Annotated in this window: 18 protein-coding genes; 13 read left to right on the top strand and 5 right to left on the bottom strand. The window is 33.7% G+C overall.

The genetic code is table 11. From position 1 onward, the window contains the following. The 4 genes from cysS to gltX form a co-directional block, all read right to left on the bottom strand. Positions 1-909: cysteine--tRNA ligase (gene cysS / locus SFT90_02715; protein ID MDX1949397.1), on the bottom strand; the 909-nt coding region annotated here is incomplete at its 3' end. After that, the gene (locus SFT90_02710; GenBank protein MDX1949396.1) at positions 909-1,274 is read right to left on the bottom strand and encodes a helix-turn-helix transcriptional regulator; all 366 of its coding nucleotides are present in this window, start codon (positions 1,272-1,274) and stop codon (positions 909-911) included. The genes cysS and SFT90_02710, both read right to left, overlap by 1 nt. A 2-nt stretch (positions 1,275-1,276) precedes the next feature. Further along, positions 1,277-1,531: a type II toxin-antitoxin system RelE/ParE family toxin gene (locus SFT90_02705; protein ID MDX1949395.1), complete on the bottom strand. Its 255-nt coding sequence runs from the start codon at positions 1,529-1,531 to the stop codon at positions 1,277-1,279. 65 nt (positions 1,532-1,596) lie between these two features. Next, complete coding sequence (gene gltX / locus SFT90_02700) at positions 1,597-2,919, bottom strand: glutamate--tRNA ligase (GenBank protein MDX1949394.1); 1,323 nt, start codon at positions 2,917-2,919, stop codon at positions 1,597-1,599. Between the two features lie 70 nt (positions 2,920-2,989). On the opposite strand from gltX, the gene SFT90_02695 reads away from it, so the two are divergent. The 11 genes from SFT90_02695 (at position 2,990) to SFT90_02645 (ending at position 11,145) form a co-directional block, all read left to right on the top strand. Further along, the gene (locus tag SFT90_02695; protein MDX1949393.1) at positions 2,990-3,328 is read left to right on the top strand and encodes a DUF721 domain-containing protein; all 339 of its coding nucleotides are present in this window, start codon (positions 2,990-2,992) and stop codon (positions 3,326-3,328) included. 254 nt (positions 3,329-3,582) lie between these two features. Then, positions 3,583-4,401 carry a DsbA family protein gene (locus SFT90_02690; protein MDX1949392.1) on the top strand — a complete coding sequence of 273 codons (819 nt, stop codon included), beginning with the start codon at positions 3,583-3,585 and terminating at the stop codon, positions 4,399-4,401. Further along, a complete protein-coding gene (locus tag SFT90_02685; GenBank protein ID MDX1949391.1) occupies positions 4,373-4,636 on the top strand; it encodes an AtpZ/AtpI family protein in 264 nt (87 codons plus the stop codon). The genes SFT90_02690 and SFT90_02685 overlap by 29 nt, the downstream gene beginning before the upstream one ends. Positions 4,637-4,650: 14 nt before the next feature. Then, the gene (locus SFT90_02680) at positions 4,651-5,388 is read left to right on the top strand and encodes a F0F1 ATP synthase subunit A (protein MDX1949390.1); all 738 of its coding nucleotides are present in this window, start codon (positions 4,651-4,653) and stop codon (positions 5,386-5,388) included. Between the two features lie 187 nt (positions 5,389-5,575). Next, positions 5,576-5,800 carry a F0F1 ATP synthase subunit C gene (locus SFT90_02675; protein ID MDX1949389.1) on the top strand — a complete coding sequence of 75 codons (225 nt, stop codon included), beginning with the start codon at positions 5,576-5,578 and terminating at the stop codon, positions 5,798-5,800. Positions 5,801-5,837: 37 nt separating this feature from the next. Next, a complete protein-coding gene (locus SFT90_02670; protein ID MDX1949388.1) occupies positions 5,838-6,320 on the top strand; it encodes a hypothetical protein in 483 nt (160 codons plus the stop codon). Between the two features lie 11 nt (positions 6,321-6,331). Next, complete coding sequence (locus SFT90_02665) at positions 6,332-6,826, top strand: hypothetical protein (GenBank protein ID MDX1949387.1); 495 nt, start codon at positions 6,332-6,334, stop codon at positions 6,824-6,826. A gap of 17 nt (positions 6,827-6,843) precedes the next feature. Further along, positions 6,844-7,665, top strand: a complete 822-nt coding sequence (locus tag SFT90_02660) for a hypothetical protein (protein MDX1949386.1) — start codon at positions 6,844-6,846, stop codon at positions 7,663-7,665. A 61-nt stretch (positions 7,666-7,726) separates the two neighbouring features. Next, the gene (locus SFT90_02655; protein MDX1949385.1) at positions 7,727-9,628 is read left to right on the top strand and encodes a glycosyltransferase; all 1,902 of its coding nucleotides are present in this window, start codon (positions 7,727-7,729) and stop codon (positions 9,626-9,628) included. A 42-nt stretch (positions 9,629-9,670) separates the two neighbouring features. Continuing rightward, positions 9,671-10,036 carry a response regulator gene (locus tag SFT90_02650; GenBank protein MDX1949384.1) on the top strand — a complete coding sequence of 122 codons (366 nt, stop codon included), beginning with the start codon at positions 9,671-9,673 and terminating at the stop codon, positions 10,034-10,036. Further along, positions 10,033-11,145: an anhydro-N-acetylmuramic acid kinase gene (locus SFT90_02645; GenBank protein ID MDX1949383.1), complete on the top strand. Its 1,113-nt coding sequence runs from the start codon at positions 10,033-10,035 to the stop codon at positions 11,143-11,145. Before SFT90_02650 ends, SFT90_02645 begins: the two co-directional genes overlap by 4 nt. Here SFT90_02645 and SFT90_02640 read toward each other — a convergent pair. Beyond that, positions 11,102-11,803, bottom strand: coding sequence for an alpha/beta hydrolase (locus SFT90_02640; GenBank protein MDX1949382.1), 702 nt, complete (start codon positions 11,801-11,803; stop codon positions 11,102-11,104). The two genes, SFT90_02645 and SFT90_02640, sit on opposite strands and share 44 nt — an antisense overlap. 161 nt (positions 11,804-11,964) lie before the next feature. On the opposite strand from SFT90_02640, the gene cysE reads away from it, so the two are divergent. Next, positions 11,965-12,675 carry a serine O-acetyltransferase gene (cysE, locus tag SFT90_02635; GenBank protein ID MDX1949381.1) on the top strand — a complete coding sequence of 237 codons (711 nt, stop codon included), beginning with the start codon at positions 11,965-11,967 and terminating at the stop codon, positions 12,673-12,675. A gap of 72 nt (positions 12,676-12,747) precedes the next feature. Then, a complete protein-coding gene (locus tag SFT90_02630; GenBank protein ID MDX1949380.1) occupies positions 12,748-13,191 on the top strand; it encodes an Rrf2 family transcriptional regulator in 444 nt (147 codons plus the stop codon). Positions 13,192-13,394 lie beyond the last annotated feature (203 nt).

Here is a 13,394-nt window from a genome sequence, read left to right as displayed (position 1 = left end):
ATTTCTAACGCTAGTGAAATTACCAAGAGATTTACTCATTTTTTCACCATTAATGGTAACAAAACCATTATGAACCCAGTATTTTGCATAATGAGAGTGCGGATTTGCACATTTGTTCTGGGCAATTTCATTCTCGTGATGCGGAAATTTGAGATCCGCTCCGCCACCATGAATATCAAAATCAGAGCCGAGAATTTTGTTAGACATCGCAGTGCATTCAATGTGCCAACCCGGCCTGCCCTTGCCCCAAGGGCTTTCAAACACGCTGGAAATATCATCTTCCGCATCGGCAGGCTTCCAAAGAACGAAATCTTCTGGGTTTTTCTTGTAAGATTCCACCTGAACCCTAGCCCCAGCAATATTTTGCTCAATCTGCTTGCCTGAAAGAACTCCGTAATGATAGGTTTCATCAGGCTTTATTGATTTAACATCAAGCAAAATATGCCCTTCCGATATATAAGCGTTTTTATTTTGCAGAATTCTCTCAATAGTTGCGATAATTTCAGGTATATTCTCAGTAACTTTTGGCTGAAAACTTGGCTCAAGATTATTTAATTCCGCCATATCCTCTTGAAAAAACTTGGTAATTCTAGCAGTTAAATTTTGGATAGATTCTTTATTTTCAATCGCTGCTTTATTTATTTTATCATCAACATCCGTGATATTGCGAACATAAGTTACTTTTTGCGAGGTTTTCTTGCCAGAAATCACCTCAGAAAAATTTTCCGCATCATATTTGAGAAGCAAAATGCGATACAAAATATCATACACCACCACCGCCCTCGCATTGCCAATATGAGGAAAATCATAAACGGTTGGCCCGCAAACATACATTCCGATTTTACTTGGGTTATGCGGAATAAATTCCTCTTTCCTATCTGAAAGCGAGTTGTGGAGATGAAGTTTCATTATATAAGATTTTCAATATCAACGTTAAGAGCTTTAGCGATTTTTTTCAATATTTGCGTTGTTCCCTTTCTTTTTCCAGATTCTAATTGCTGAATATATTGTTGTGAAACACTAGCTTTTTTTGCAAGCTGAGATTGACTAATATTGCGATGCTCGCGATAAATAAGTATAGGGTTTTCCTTATTTATAAATTTTCTTTCAAGTAAACTTAATGGAAAAGTTTCCTCATCTTCAAAAAATTTTGATTTAGCTTTATCGTAAGCAATTATATCCGCAAGCATTTCCGCACCTTGAGTTAGCTCTTGATAATATTCTTTAGGAATAAAAATAAATTCCTTACCCTCTATTTCAACAATGTTTTTCATCTTTAATGATATATATTTTTTCTATGACCCGTTTCTAAAACTAAAATTATTAATTCTTTGTTTTTAATTTCAAAAATAACTCTGTAATCACCAACTCTTAACCTATAACCCTCTCTGTTAGTTAACTTTTTAACATTAGGATTTGTATAAGGTGATTCCGCTAGAATATTTAGCGATTTCAATACCCTAGATTGAGTTGAAGAATCTAGTTTTTGAAAATCCTTAATAGCTCTTTTTGTGAACTCTACATTAAACATTATAGTTTATTTTATTTAGAAAAACAATCAAAACAACATTTTGCTGTATTTATTTGTTGTAAAATTTAATTAGTGCCGTTAAGACGCTTCAAAATAACTTCTCTACCGAGAAGTGGCAGTAAATCTTTAAGCTCGGGGCCGTGTTCAAGCCCTGTTAGAGCTTTACGAAGTGGCATAAATAATTGCTTTCCTTTTCTAGAAGTTTTATCTTTTAGCTCCGCAACCCAAATATCCCAAGTGGTAGAATTAATTTCACCTTGAGGCAATAAATTTGCTGATTCTTTAAGAAAATCAATATCCTCAGCGGCAATTTCTGCCTTAACTTCACCAGTGCAAATATCCCACCAAAGTTTTGCGGTTTCAATATTTTCAACATTTGACCGAACGGAATTCCAAAATTCCTCCGTCATTTGAGCTGGAAGACTCGCTTTAACATCAGCGAATTTTGTGATGTGCAAAGCCTTAGAATTAAGCCTCAGCATATCTTCAAAATCATATTGCGTTGGGGCTTTTGAAAATTTATGAATATCAAACTCATCTACTAATTGCTGAAGATTTTCTTTAAGCTCAACATTATCTGAAGTACCAAGTTTTGCTAAAAATGAACATAAAGCAATCGGCAGAACGCCTTGCCCTCTTAGCTCTGCAACACCAGCCTTTCCAGTTCTTTTGGATAATTTTCCTTCACGATTTTTTATCAAAGAATTGTGAGCAAAATTTGGAATTTTCGCCCCCAAAGCTTGCATAATTTGAATTTGAATTGCAGTGTTAGAAATGTGATCCTCACCACGCAAAATATGCGTTACAGAGAAATCAATATCATCAACTGAAGAAGGCAACATATAAGTATAATCACCATTTCCACGAATTACTATAGGATCAGACATTGAAGTTGGAGAAATTTTTATAGCACCCCTAATCTCATCAACCCATTCTATTTCCTTATCTTCAAGTAGAAAGCGATAATGCGGCTTTTTGCCTTCACTTTCCAATTTCGCTTTTTCAGCATCAGAAAGTTTGAGAGAAGCCCTATCATAAACAGGTGGCATTCCTCGCCCAAGTTGGATTTTTCGCTTAAAATCAAGCTCCTCAGCGGTTTCATAACAAGGATATAGCCTACCGATTGATTTTAATTTTTCAATAACCACGTTATATCTTGGAAATCTTTCAGATTGCCTCATTTCCATATCAGGTGAAATACCAAGCCAAGCTAAATCCTCTCGGATTGCCTCAACAAATTCCTCTCTACTTCTTTCTCTATCAGTGTCATCAATGCGAAGCATAAACTTTCCGCCAGATTTGCGAGCATAAAGCCAGCAAATCAGAGCCGTTCTGATGTTTCCAATGTGAAGAAAGCCCGTTGGGCTGGGTGCAAAGCGTGTTAACATAATTTTATAATTTTTGATGCAAAATAAGAATTTCTATGGCTAAATCAATCATATTAACAAATTTTATAAAATGCGAGAAGATTGGCTTGAAAATAAAAGAAAAAATTATGAGAATGATTTATCTTCCATAATTTCTGAGCTTATAAAACCGCACCTTAAAGGAAAAAACAAGCTGGAAGCAGTTTTCATCACCTCTTGGGCAAAAATTTTTGGTGAAGAAATTGCCAAAAAAATTTCTCTTACAAAAATTTCTATCGGAAAAAATAATAAAAATATCCTCTATCTCTCCGTGCAACCGAGCTTTATGCTTGAGGCTTCACATATGAAAGATACACTCCTTGAGAGAATTAAAACCTATTTCGGCTATCAGGCTATTGATGAAATAATTTTTAGAAAAAATTTGAATTAATATTTAGGTTTGATATTTATGTTAAGCCTAAACTCAAAATGTCACGCCGAACTTGGTTAGAGGGGTTAAAAAAATTAATACGATGTTTCATTCCCGCGAAAGCGGGAATCTAGTCAACAATGGATACCCGCTTTCGCTGGTATGAAGTTAAGTTGGTTCGGTTTAAGTTGTATCATCTCTTAACCCAGCAATAAATGCGGGGTGACAAATTTGGTTTTTATTAAAAATAATAACAAATAACAAAATTTTTTATTATGAAATTTATCACATTAATATTGTCTGTAACCTTAAGCTTTGCAAATATTGCTTTTGCTGAAGAAAGTAAAAAAAAGGAAGAAAAAAAGGCTACTACAGAGCAAGCTGATTATCAAAAAAAATTAGCAGCACAAGTTGAGGCTTATCAAGGATACCTCAAGAAAATTGAGGAGTTTGAAAAATCAGATAAATTCAAAAAAGATTTGCTTACAACTGATTTTGCGGAAGATATTTCCGTTGGCAAAAAAAATGCACCAATAAAAATAGTTGAATATGCTTCACTTTCTTGCGTTCACTGCAAAGAATTTCACGATAAAGTTTATTACAATCTAAAAAAAGATTTTATAGATAGTGGCAAAGTTTATTATAAATTCAGAAATTTCCCTCTAAACGCACCAGCAGTTAAAGCAACATTGCTTGCTAATTGTGCACCTGAAGCCTCTCGCGCGGCGTTTGTTGGGGCGTTGTTCAAAAGCCAAAGCCAATGGGCTTACACGAAAAATGAATCCGGTTTAATTGATAGATTAAAAACTATTTCTAAAATCGGCGGTTTATCTTCTGAGCAATTTGAGAAGTGCTATAATAATGAGGAAGATATCAAAAAACTTCTAGCTCGCCAGAAAGAAGCAATTGATGGGCTTGGAATTGAATCAACACCTACTATTTTTGTTGATGGCAATAGATATTTAGGCTCTCGCAATTATGAAGATTTCAAAAAAATGCTTGAAGAAAAACTTGCAAATCAGCCAAAAAAGAAAGCAAAGAAGAAAGTTAAAAAAACAAAATCTGATGGAAAAAAACCTGAAGGAAAAAATTGAAAACCTTAACAAGGATTTAGAAAAATTTTCCGCTCCAAAAACCAAACAAAATAATGAAGCACTTAGAGCAGAAAGAGTTCTTGCAGAATTAGTTGCTGGCTTAATTTTTGGAGTTTTTGTTGGCTATCAATTAGATAAATATTTTGAAACAAAACCATTATTTTTAATAATTTTAATAATTTTAGGTCTTGCAGGATCATTTTATAATATTTATAAGCAAGTCTCAAAAAATTGACATTTTATATTTTTATGGCACACAGCCCACTAGAACAATTTAAGGTAAAACCATTGGTAAAGCTAGATGTTGCAGGGTTTGACATCAGCTTTACAAACTCATCTTTAATGCTTTTATTAGTTTTTGGTTTTGTAACATTTTTCTTCACATTTGGGCTAAGAAAAACCTCACTTATTCCAAATCGTTTCCAAGCTACAATTGAGCTCGCATATGATTTTATCGCAAATATGCTGAAAGAAAATGTTGGTGATGCCGGCAAAAAATACTTCCCTTTCGTGTTTAGTATTTTCTTGCTAGTTTTAGGCTGCAATCTAGTTGGAATGCTCCCTTATTCCTTCACCGTTACAAGCCATATCATTGCTACTTTTGCACTCGCTTTATTCGCATTTATAATTGTAAATATTATTGGCTTCGCAAGGCACGGCTTACATTATTTTCATCTTTTTGTTCCGCAAGGCGTTCCAGCTTATATGCTACCTTTAATTACTCCGATTGAATTAATTTCATATTTAATCCGCCCTGTAAGTTTAGGGATTAGGTTAGCCGCAGCAATGACAGCTGGACACATCGTGATGAAGATTTTTGCAGGGTTTATAATCAGCCTCGCATCAATAACCTTAGTATTAGGTGTTGTGCCATTTGCATTTGCAATTGCACTTGTTGGTTTAGAATTATTAGTTGGTTTTATACAAGCATTTATTTTTTCAATTCTTATTTGCATTTATCTTAACGATGCTGTAAATATGCACTGAAATTTTCCCTAAATGTCATTCTTACATAGCGAAGAATCTAGCTTTTAATTTAGATATTTAGCTTCGCTCAAGATGACGCAAAGACAACTTTGCACTCTCCAATGTTCTGATTATTATATAAGTCAGGGTTTTGAAGATGGCAAAAATCATCTAATTTTCAAAATTAACTTAATAAAAGAGGATAAAAATGGAACTTGAAGTATTAAAATATATTGGTGCTGGTCTTTCATCACTAGGTCTAATTGGTGCTGCACTTGGTGTAGGTATGGTTTTCTCAGCTTTCTTGAATGGCGTTGCTCGTAACCCTTCTGCTGAGCCAAAAATGAAAGCACTTACTTTCGTTGGCGCTGCATTCGCGGAAGTTTTAGGCTTACTTGCTTTCGTTACTTCAATGTTGATTTTATTCGTATAATTTTTGGTTTAACCAATATTATAATATAATTTAGTTTATGCCTCAGCTTGAGCAAATTGATAGTTTTACCTCACAGATTTTTTGGCTGTTCGCCTTTTTTGGCTTGATATATTTTTTTATCGCAAAAATGGTTGCACCAAAAATTACAAATATTGTTGACACTAGAGAAACAATGATTTCTGGCAATATTGAAACTGCATCAAAAGCTAAAGATGAGGCTAAAACTCTATTTGAAACCTTAAGCAAAAAGCTCAATTTAGCAAGAAATGAATCTTTTGAAATGGTTTCAAAAGCTAGTAATCAAGCGAATAAATTTTATAATGATGAAATTAATTCAGCTGAACAAAATTTAGTTTTAGAATTTACCAAAGCTGAAAAAGAAATATTACAAGCAAAAGAAGAAGCTCTTGAAATCTTAAAAAAAGAAAGTGCTTCATTTGTTGAAGATGTAATTGGTAAATTTGCTAATTTGAAAGTTGAAAAACAACTTATTGAAAAAGCTCTCTCTATTAAAAATTAAGGCTTTTATTTATGGTGAAAATCTTTAGTGATCCTACATTTTGGGTTGCAATAGCAACATTTAGTTTTTTTGCTTTAGCTTTCAAGCCTATGAAAAACGCCTTTTTTAACGGCGTTGATAGCAAAATTTCAAATATTAAAAAAGCCATAGAAGATGCTGAAAGGCTTAAAAAAGAGGCTGAAGATATTTTGAAAGAAGCTCAAGCAAAATTATCACAAAGTGAAATTGAAGCTAATAACATTATATCCTTTGCGAAATCTCAAGCTGAAGACATCATTAATCGCACTAAAGTAAAATTAGAAAAAGATATTCAAAATCGTAAAAATATCGTGATTTCTAAAATTAAAAGCCTTGAGGAAACTAGCTTAGATGAAATTAAAAAAAATGTATCTGCACTTACAATAATGACTGCCCATACGGTTATTGAAGAAAATCTTTCCGATAACGACTCTATTAATTTAATAGATGATTCTACGCAAAAGCTTACTAAAGTTACGCTTCATTAAAAGATTGGCTAAGATTTGTGCGTTTTGCATTCAAAATAATTTTAGTAATTATTTTTTTCTATCCACTTAATATCTTCGCATCAGCTTGGAATTTACCAAAAGGGAAAATCCAAACTATACATTCCTTTTATTATAATAAAATCACCCAACTTTATGATAGAGAGGGCATAAAACGACCTCAAGGTGATTTTCTAAAATATGAATATAAGCCCTATTTAGGATATGGAATTTTAGAAGATTTAACAATTGGCTTTTCGCCCTCAATGCAAATGGTTCAAGCTAAAACTATCTTTGGAGATTTTACAGATTCCAATTACGGCTTAGTTTTTACAGAGTTTTTTGGCAGAATAAATTTGCTAAGAGAAAATAATCATATTATTTCAACTGAATTAGGATTTGAACTTCCCGGCTTTTATTCATCAAGAGAAACGCCAGAATTTGGCACAAAAGATTTCTTTACTTCCGCAAAAATTTCTTATGGTTTAGGCGGAAGTTTTTACTTTCTCAATTTAGATACTGCTATCAGAAATCGCCCTTACGATAATCTTGATTTTAGAGATGAAAGAGCAGGCGTGCAATCAATAAATACAGCAAAAATAGGCCTTGATTACAAGCAAGAATATAAAGTTGAGCTTGGCGTTATGCATACAAAATCCTTGAGTAATTACGCCAGATTTACCAACACCGCCAGATATGGCTTTGATGTAACAAGAAGTGAGATAAATCTAATTAAAAAAATCGGTCAGAGTGAAGTTGTAATTGGCTTTATGCGGGATATTGAAGGCAGAAATGTTGGAAAAAGCAGAATTACAATGCTTTCACTTCGTAAAAGTTTTTGAAATATAATTTTATTTTGCTATTTTACATTAGTGAAACTCTATCAATGTCACCCCGCAATAAATGCGGGGTGACAATATCGCTTGTAAAATATTTCTTAAAATAGATTTTTCTATGCCAATAAACTCAATAAATAAAACTAAAAAAATTGGCGAGCACCTTATTGAAAAAGGCCAAATCAAAGAAAATGACATTCTGCAAGCCTTAGAAAGACAGCTCAAAACCAAGGCAAAACTTGGAGAGATTTTACTTGCAGATGGCAAGCTTTCCGCCTTCAAATTTTACAGAGAATTAGCAGATCTTAAAAAAATGCCATTTATTGATCTTGATAAATATTCAATAAATTTAGATATTATTGAGGAAGAATTACAGGCAGAATACATTGAAAAACAATATGTTCCGTTTGATCAAGCTGATGGGAGACTGATGATTGCAACCTCAGACGCCGATGAAAAACAAGATGAATATTTAAGAAATAAATTCGGTGATTGCGATATTTTTCTAACCTCCCCTTATGATATTTTGTGGACTTTACAAAAAAGATTTTCACAAAAAGATAGTTTAGAGGCCGCTGAAATGGTGAGTAAAAACTTACCAAATTTCTCTAGCAAAAAGAGTTTTTTTAGTGGTTTTAATGGCGTAATTTCAGCAATTATTTTTGCAGCGTTTTTATTTTCACTTCAATATAAAATTGTTTTTTATAGCTTTATATTTTTAGTAAATATTTTTTTCCTAAGCGTTATTGCTTCAAAATTTTACTTTATTTATAAGGGCTATAAATTTGAAAAAACTCACTCAGAAATTGAAGAAAAAAACTTCTCTGAATACAAAAATAATTCTGAATATTTCCCTGTTTACTCAATATTAGTGCCACTTTTTAAGGAAAAGGAATTAACGATAAATCAGCTAATTAAAGGAATTAAGAAAATTGATTATCCGCAGGAAAAACTAGATGTAAAATTGATCGTTGAAATTGATGATATTGAAACAATTGAAGTAATAAAATCCCTCAAACCTTCAGCGAATTTTCAGATTATTAGAGTTCCTCATTCTCTGCCGAAGACCAAGCCAAAAGCCTGTAATTACGCCTTAAAATATTGCAAAGGTGAGTTCGTAACAATCTATGATGCGGAAGACCAACCTGATATTTACCAAATCAAAAAGGCCTTGATGAATCTAGAAAAAAACAACGGCAAATTGGCCTCAATTCAAGCGAGATTGAATTTTTATAATAAAGATGAAAATCTTTTAACCTCTCTTTTTGCAATGGAATATGCAACTTGGTTTGAATATCTTCTATATGGCTTGAAATCTCTAGGTTTACCAATTCCACTTGGCGGAACGAGTAATCACTTTCCTACTAATACCTTGAAAACATTATATGCTTGGGATGCTTACAATGTTACCGAAGATGCGGATCTTGGCGTTAGAATTGCAGTTTCAGGCCTAGAAACCAACCTAATAAACAGCACTACTTATGAAGAAGCACCCATAACGCTGAATAATTGGATAAAGCAAAGAACACGCTGGCTTAAAGGTCATCTGCAAACATTTTTAGTAAATATAAAAAATTATAAAGTTCTACAAAAAAACATTGGAAATAAAGGGATTTTTGGTTTGTTTTATTTTATCGCCGCACCTTTTTTAGTTTATTTGCTAATTCCTTTCACGATTTTAACCAGCTTAATTTCACTAACTTTTAGTGATGGTCTGCCTGATTCACTTATAGATTTTTGCTTGTTCAACCTATATTTCGGCGTGCTGATACATTTTGCATTGGGTGTATTTATTATTGCAAAAAATAAATGGTGGAGCAATATTATCTCAACGCTTTATTTTCCATTTTACTGGGCGTTACATTGCCTAACTTCCTACTTTGCACTAATCGAATTGATTAGAAAGCCACATCATTGGAATAAAACTGAACACGGCCTTTCTTCCCTAACGCCAGATATATTAAAATAATTTTTTTGAGTTATTTTTAAGTAAAATCAAAAAATAAAACTTATGAAAAGAGCATTAATTGTAGATGATTCACCAACGGTTAGAGCAATTATAAAATCTACTATGGACGGAATGGGTTTTGAATGCATAACTGCACAAGATGGCCAGAAAGCCATAAAAATATTAGGTGAGCAGGTAGTTGATATAATAATTACTGATATAAATATGCCTAATATGGATGGTATTACTTTGATAAAAGAGCTCAGAAAGCAAAAAAATTCTCAATACACACCAATTCTGGTTATTTCAACGGAAGGTAATAACGATATTAAAACGCAAGGCAAGCAAGCTGGGGCTTCTGGCTGGATAGTAAAACCTTTCCAACCTGATGTTCTACAAAATGCCGTTACTAAACTTTGTATGCTGTGAAAAATGTAATTACCGCAATTGGCCTGATGAGTGGCACTTCCGCTGATGGAGTTGATGCTTCAATTATTTCATCTGATGGCGAAAAAGTTATTTCCTTTGGGCAAAATTATTATTTGCCTTATGAGTATGAGTTAAAATCAAAAATTCATTCACTATATAATCTCAAAGAAAAAGCTGATAAAAATTTTATAAAACAAGTTGAGGAAGAAATAACCTATCAGCATATCAAGGCTGTTTTTGAGCTTCTTGAATTACTTGACAAAGACGATGTAAAGCCTGAAATTATTGGCTTTCACGGGCATACAATTGATCACCAACCGCAAAGAAAATTCACTTGGCAAATTGGCGATGGCAATTTGCTTGCCAAAAAAACTGGCATAAATGTAATCTATAATTTTAGGGCTAATGATATCGCAAATGGCGGTCAAGGTGCACCTGTAATTCCAATATATCATAAAGCGATAATTGATGAAAAATACTATCCAGCGATAGTGCTTAATGTGGGTGGCGTTTCAAACATAACTTATATTGATGATAAAAATTTAATTGCGTTTGATGTAGGTGCCGGAAACGCTTTGATTGATGATTTTTTGCGTCAAGAAGGCAGGTTTCAATATGATGAAGGGGGCAGATTTGCCCTACAAGGTAGCCCAAATTTTTCAGTAATTTCTGAAATTTTGCAAGATGATTTCTTCAAAAAACCTTATCCAAAATCTTTAGATAGAAATGAATTTAGGCAAAAAGTTTTTGATATTTTACAAAAAAATAATACACAAATTTTTTACGATAAAGTTGCGACCATAGCTGAAATAACTGTGCAATCAGTGTTAGAAGGGATTAAATTACTTCCTCAAAAACCAAAATATTTATTTTTCTGCGGCGGTGGTGCTAAAAATTTCTACTTCCTAAAAAGATTATCTGAAATTTTAGAAAATACAAAAGTTGAGCCAATCAGCATTGTAAATGAAAGGCTGGATACAGATTATATAGAATCACAAGGGTTTGGATTTTTGGCAGTTCGCTCAATGCTAAATAAGCCAATAACTTTTAGCTCAACAACTGGTGTTAGCTTGTCTTCGGCAGTTGGCGGCGTTTTTTGTCCAGCTTAATTCTTCCCCTCTTTTTAAGAGGCTCAGAATAAACCTTCACATATTGCCTTAAAGCATCATCTAAATTATCGCCAAGCCCTCTAAAAAAGTGATCACCACCTCTAATAATACGATAATCAACTTCTATATCTTTTTGCGAATTTAATTTATCAGCAAGTTTGCGAACGGCAGGCTCATCAACAATACTATCTTCATCACCCTGCACTATTAAACCAGAGCGAGGACAAGGAGAGAGGAAACCAAAATCATACATATTAGCTGGCGGAGAAACGCATACAAAGCTTTCAAGCTCTGGCCTTCTCATAAGTAACTGAAAGGAAATCCACGCACCGAAAGAAAATCCAGATATCCAAAAAGTTGAAGCGTCAGGGTTCATTTTTTGAAGCCAATCCAAGCAAGCAGCCGCATCTGTAAGCTCACCAATTCCATTATCAAAAGTGCCTTCAGATTTTCCAACCCCACGAAAATTAAAACGCAAAACAGAAAAACCATTCACCGCAAAAGCCTTATAAATGCTATACGCAACCTTATTGTTCATTGTGCCACCATGTTTTGGATGTGGGTGTAACACTAACGCTACTGGGGAATTTCCATCATCATTATGATGATATCTTCCTTCAATTCTGCCCGCTGGGCCTGGTATAATAACTTCAGGCATATTAATACCTCAAAAAATTTGCGATTTATAATATATGGATTGTGCTATAACTACTTTATTACATTTTGTAAATAATAAGGTTGCCTCTTAATCAAGTTAAATTATTGAAATAAATTCAAAAAGAAATATAACTCTAAAAATTAGAGCTAATCTTACAACTAATGTTCAAAAAAATTATAGAAGAAGTAGATTCATTTTTCTCAAGAGACCCCGCCGCAAGAAGCAGGCTTGAGGTTATTTTGTGCTATCCCGGCTTTCACGCAATTATATTTCATCGTCTTGCACATTGGTTTTGGAAAAAAAACTTCAAAACCCTTGCAAGATTTATCTCTGCATTTTCAAGATTTCTTACAGGTATTGAAATTCACCCTGGTGCAACACTTGGCAAAAACCTATTTATTGATCACGGAATGGGCGTTGTGATTGGTGAAACCGCAGAAATTGGCGATAATGTAACCATATATCATGGCGTAACTTTAGGCGGAGTTTCCCCGCAAGATATCGCAAAAGGTGCAAAACGCCACCCAACTATCGGCAATAATGTTATAATTGGCTCTGGTGCTCAATTACTTGGTGCAATTAATGTTCGTGAAGGTTCAAAAATTGGCTCAAATGCGGTGGTTATTTCTGATGTTGAGGAAAACGCCATAATGGTCGGAATTCCAGCTAGAAAAGTTGTTAAGAAATCTGAAATTATAAACTCAGAAAAATTTTCTGCTTATGCAGCAACTTCGGCTGGCGATATAGATTCAAGGCAATTATTAATTGATGAGCTTTCTAAACAAGTTCTGCAATTATCTAAACGCTTAGAAGAAATTGAAAAAAACAACAAAGAAGCCGAAAAAACCGCTAAGGGTTGGGTTTCCAACTAGCTACTGGTTAATTGTTGATAGTTTATGGTAATTTTTATAATCAACTATCAACCATAAACCATCAACAAAATTATGCTCCTAACTTCTAAAGGAAGATACGCCGTTATGGCACTTGTAGATATTGCGATGCAGGTTAAGCAATCTGATAATGATTTTTCTAAAATTATCAGTCTAGCCGATATTTCCGAACGCCAAAATATTACAATTCCTTATCTTGAACAAATTTTTTCCAAGCTAAAAAATGCTGGAATAGTTAAATCCTCAAGAGGCCCTGGCGGCGGCTATAGCCTTGCAAAACCCGCAAATGAAATCCATATTTCTGAAATTATAAATGCAGTTGATGACAAAATAAAAATGGTTCGTTGTAACAGCGAAGAAAATTCTGGCTGCCTTGCAACTAAGGCAAAATGTGCAACTCACGATTTATGGGATAATTTAGAAAATTATGTTGATGGTTTTTTTCAAAAAATCTCTCTTACTGACGTTATTGAAAAAAGATTTGGAAATTGTGGGTAGGGTTTAGGATTAATCCATAAAAAATTTCTCCCCCTGCTTGCGGCGGGAGATTAAGAGGGGGGCTAAACATAAAATAAAAAACTTAGGTTAGGAAAAAGTAAGCCAAGTCATAACCCTTCACTAATATTTTATAAATAATGCCCCCACCCTAACCCTCCCCCGTAAACAGGGGAGGGAATTAAAAGCAACTCTCAACACCCAAA

It is taken from the genome of Rickettsiales bacterium, assembly GCA_033762595.1.
Lineage (GTDB): Bacteria > Pseudomonadota > Alphaproteobacteria > Rickettsiales > UBA8987 > JANPLD01.
This window is presented reverse-complemented; position numbering and strand designations above follow the sequence as displayed.

Coding starts and splice junctions, on each gene's coding strand:
- SFT90_02710 (MDX1949396.1), bottom strand. CDS start 1,274: ATGAAAAACATTGTTGAAATAGAGGGTAAGGAATTTATTTTTATTCCT.
- SFT90_02705 (MDX1949395.1), bottom strand. CDS start 1,531: ATGTTTAATGTAGAGTTCACAAAAAGAGCTATTAAGGATTTTCAAAAA.
- gltX (MDX1949394.1), bottom strand. CDS start 2,919: ATGTTAACACGCTTTGCACCCAGCCCAACGGGCTTTCTTCACATTGGA.
- SFT90_02695 (MDX1949393.1), top strand. CDS start 2,990: ATGCGAGAAGATTGGCTTGAAAATAAAAGAAAAAATTATGAGAATGAT.
- SFT90_02690 (MDX1949392.1), top strand. CDS start 3,583: ATGAAATTTATCACATTAATATTGTCTGTAACCTTAAGCTTTGCAAAT.
- SFT90_02685 (MDX1949391.1), top strand. CDS start 4,373: ATGGAAAAAAACCTGAAGGAAAAAATTGAAAACCTTAACAAGGATTTA.
- SFT90_02680 (MDX1949390.1), top strand. CDS start 4,651: ATGGCACACAGCCCACTAGAACAATTTAAGGTAAAACCATTGGTAAAG.
- SFT90_02675 (MDX1949389.1), top strand. CDS start 5,576: ATGGAACTTGAAGTATTAAAATATATTGGTGCTGGTCTTTCATCACTA.
- SFT90_02670 (MDX1949388.1), top strand. CDS start 5,838: ATGCCTCAGCTTGAGCAAATTGATAGTTTTACCTCACAGATTTTTTGG.
- SFT90_02665 (MDX1949387.1), top strand. CDS start 6,332: ATGGTGAAAATCTTTAGTGATCCTACATTTTGGGTTGCAATAGCAACA.
- SFT90_02655 (MDX1949385.1), top strand. CDS start 7,727: ATGCGGGGTGACAATATCGCTTGTAAAATATTTCTTAAAATAGATTTT.
- SFT90_02650 (MDX1949384.1), top strand. CDS start 9,671: ATGAAAAGAGCATTAATTGTAGATGATTCACCAACGGTTAGAGCAATT.
- SFT90_02640 (MDX1949382.1), bottom strand. CDS start 11,803: ATGCCTGAAGTTATTATACCAGGCCCAGCGGGCAGAATTGAAGGAAGA.
- cysE (MDX1949381.1), top strand. CDS start 11,965: ATGTTCAAAAAAATTATAGAAGAAGTAGATTCATTTTTCTCAAGAGAC.
- SFT90_02630 (MDX1949380.1), top strand. CDS start 12,748: ATGCTCCTAACTTCTAAAGGAAGATACGCCGTTATGGCACTTGTAGAT.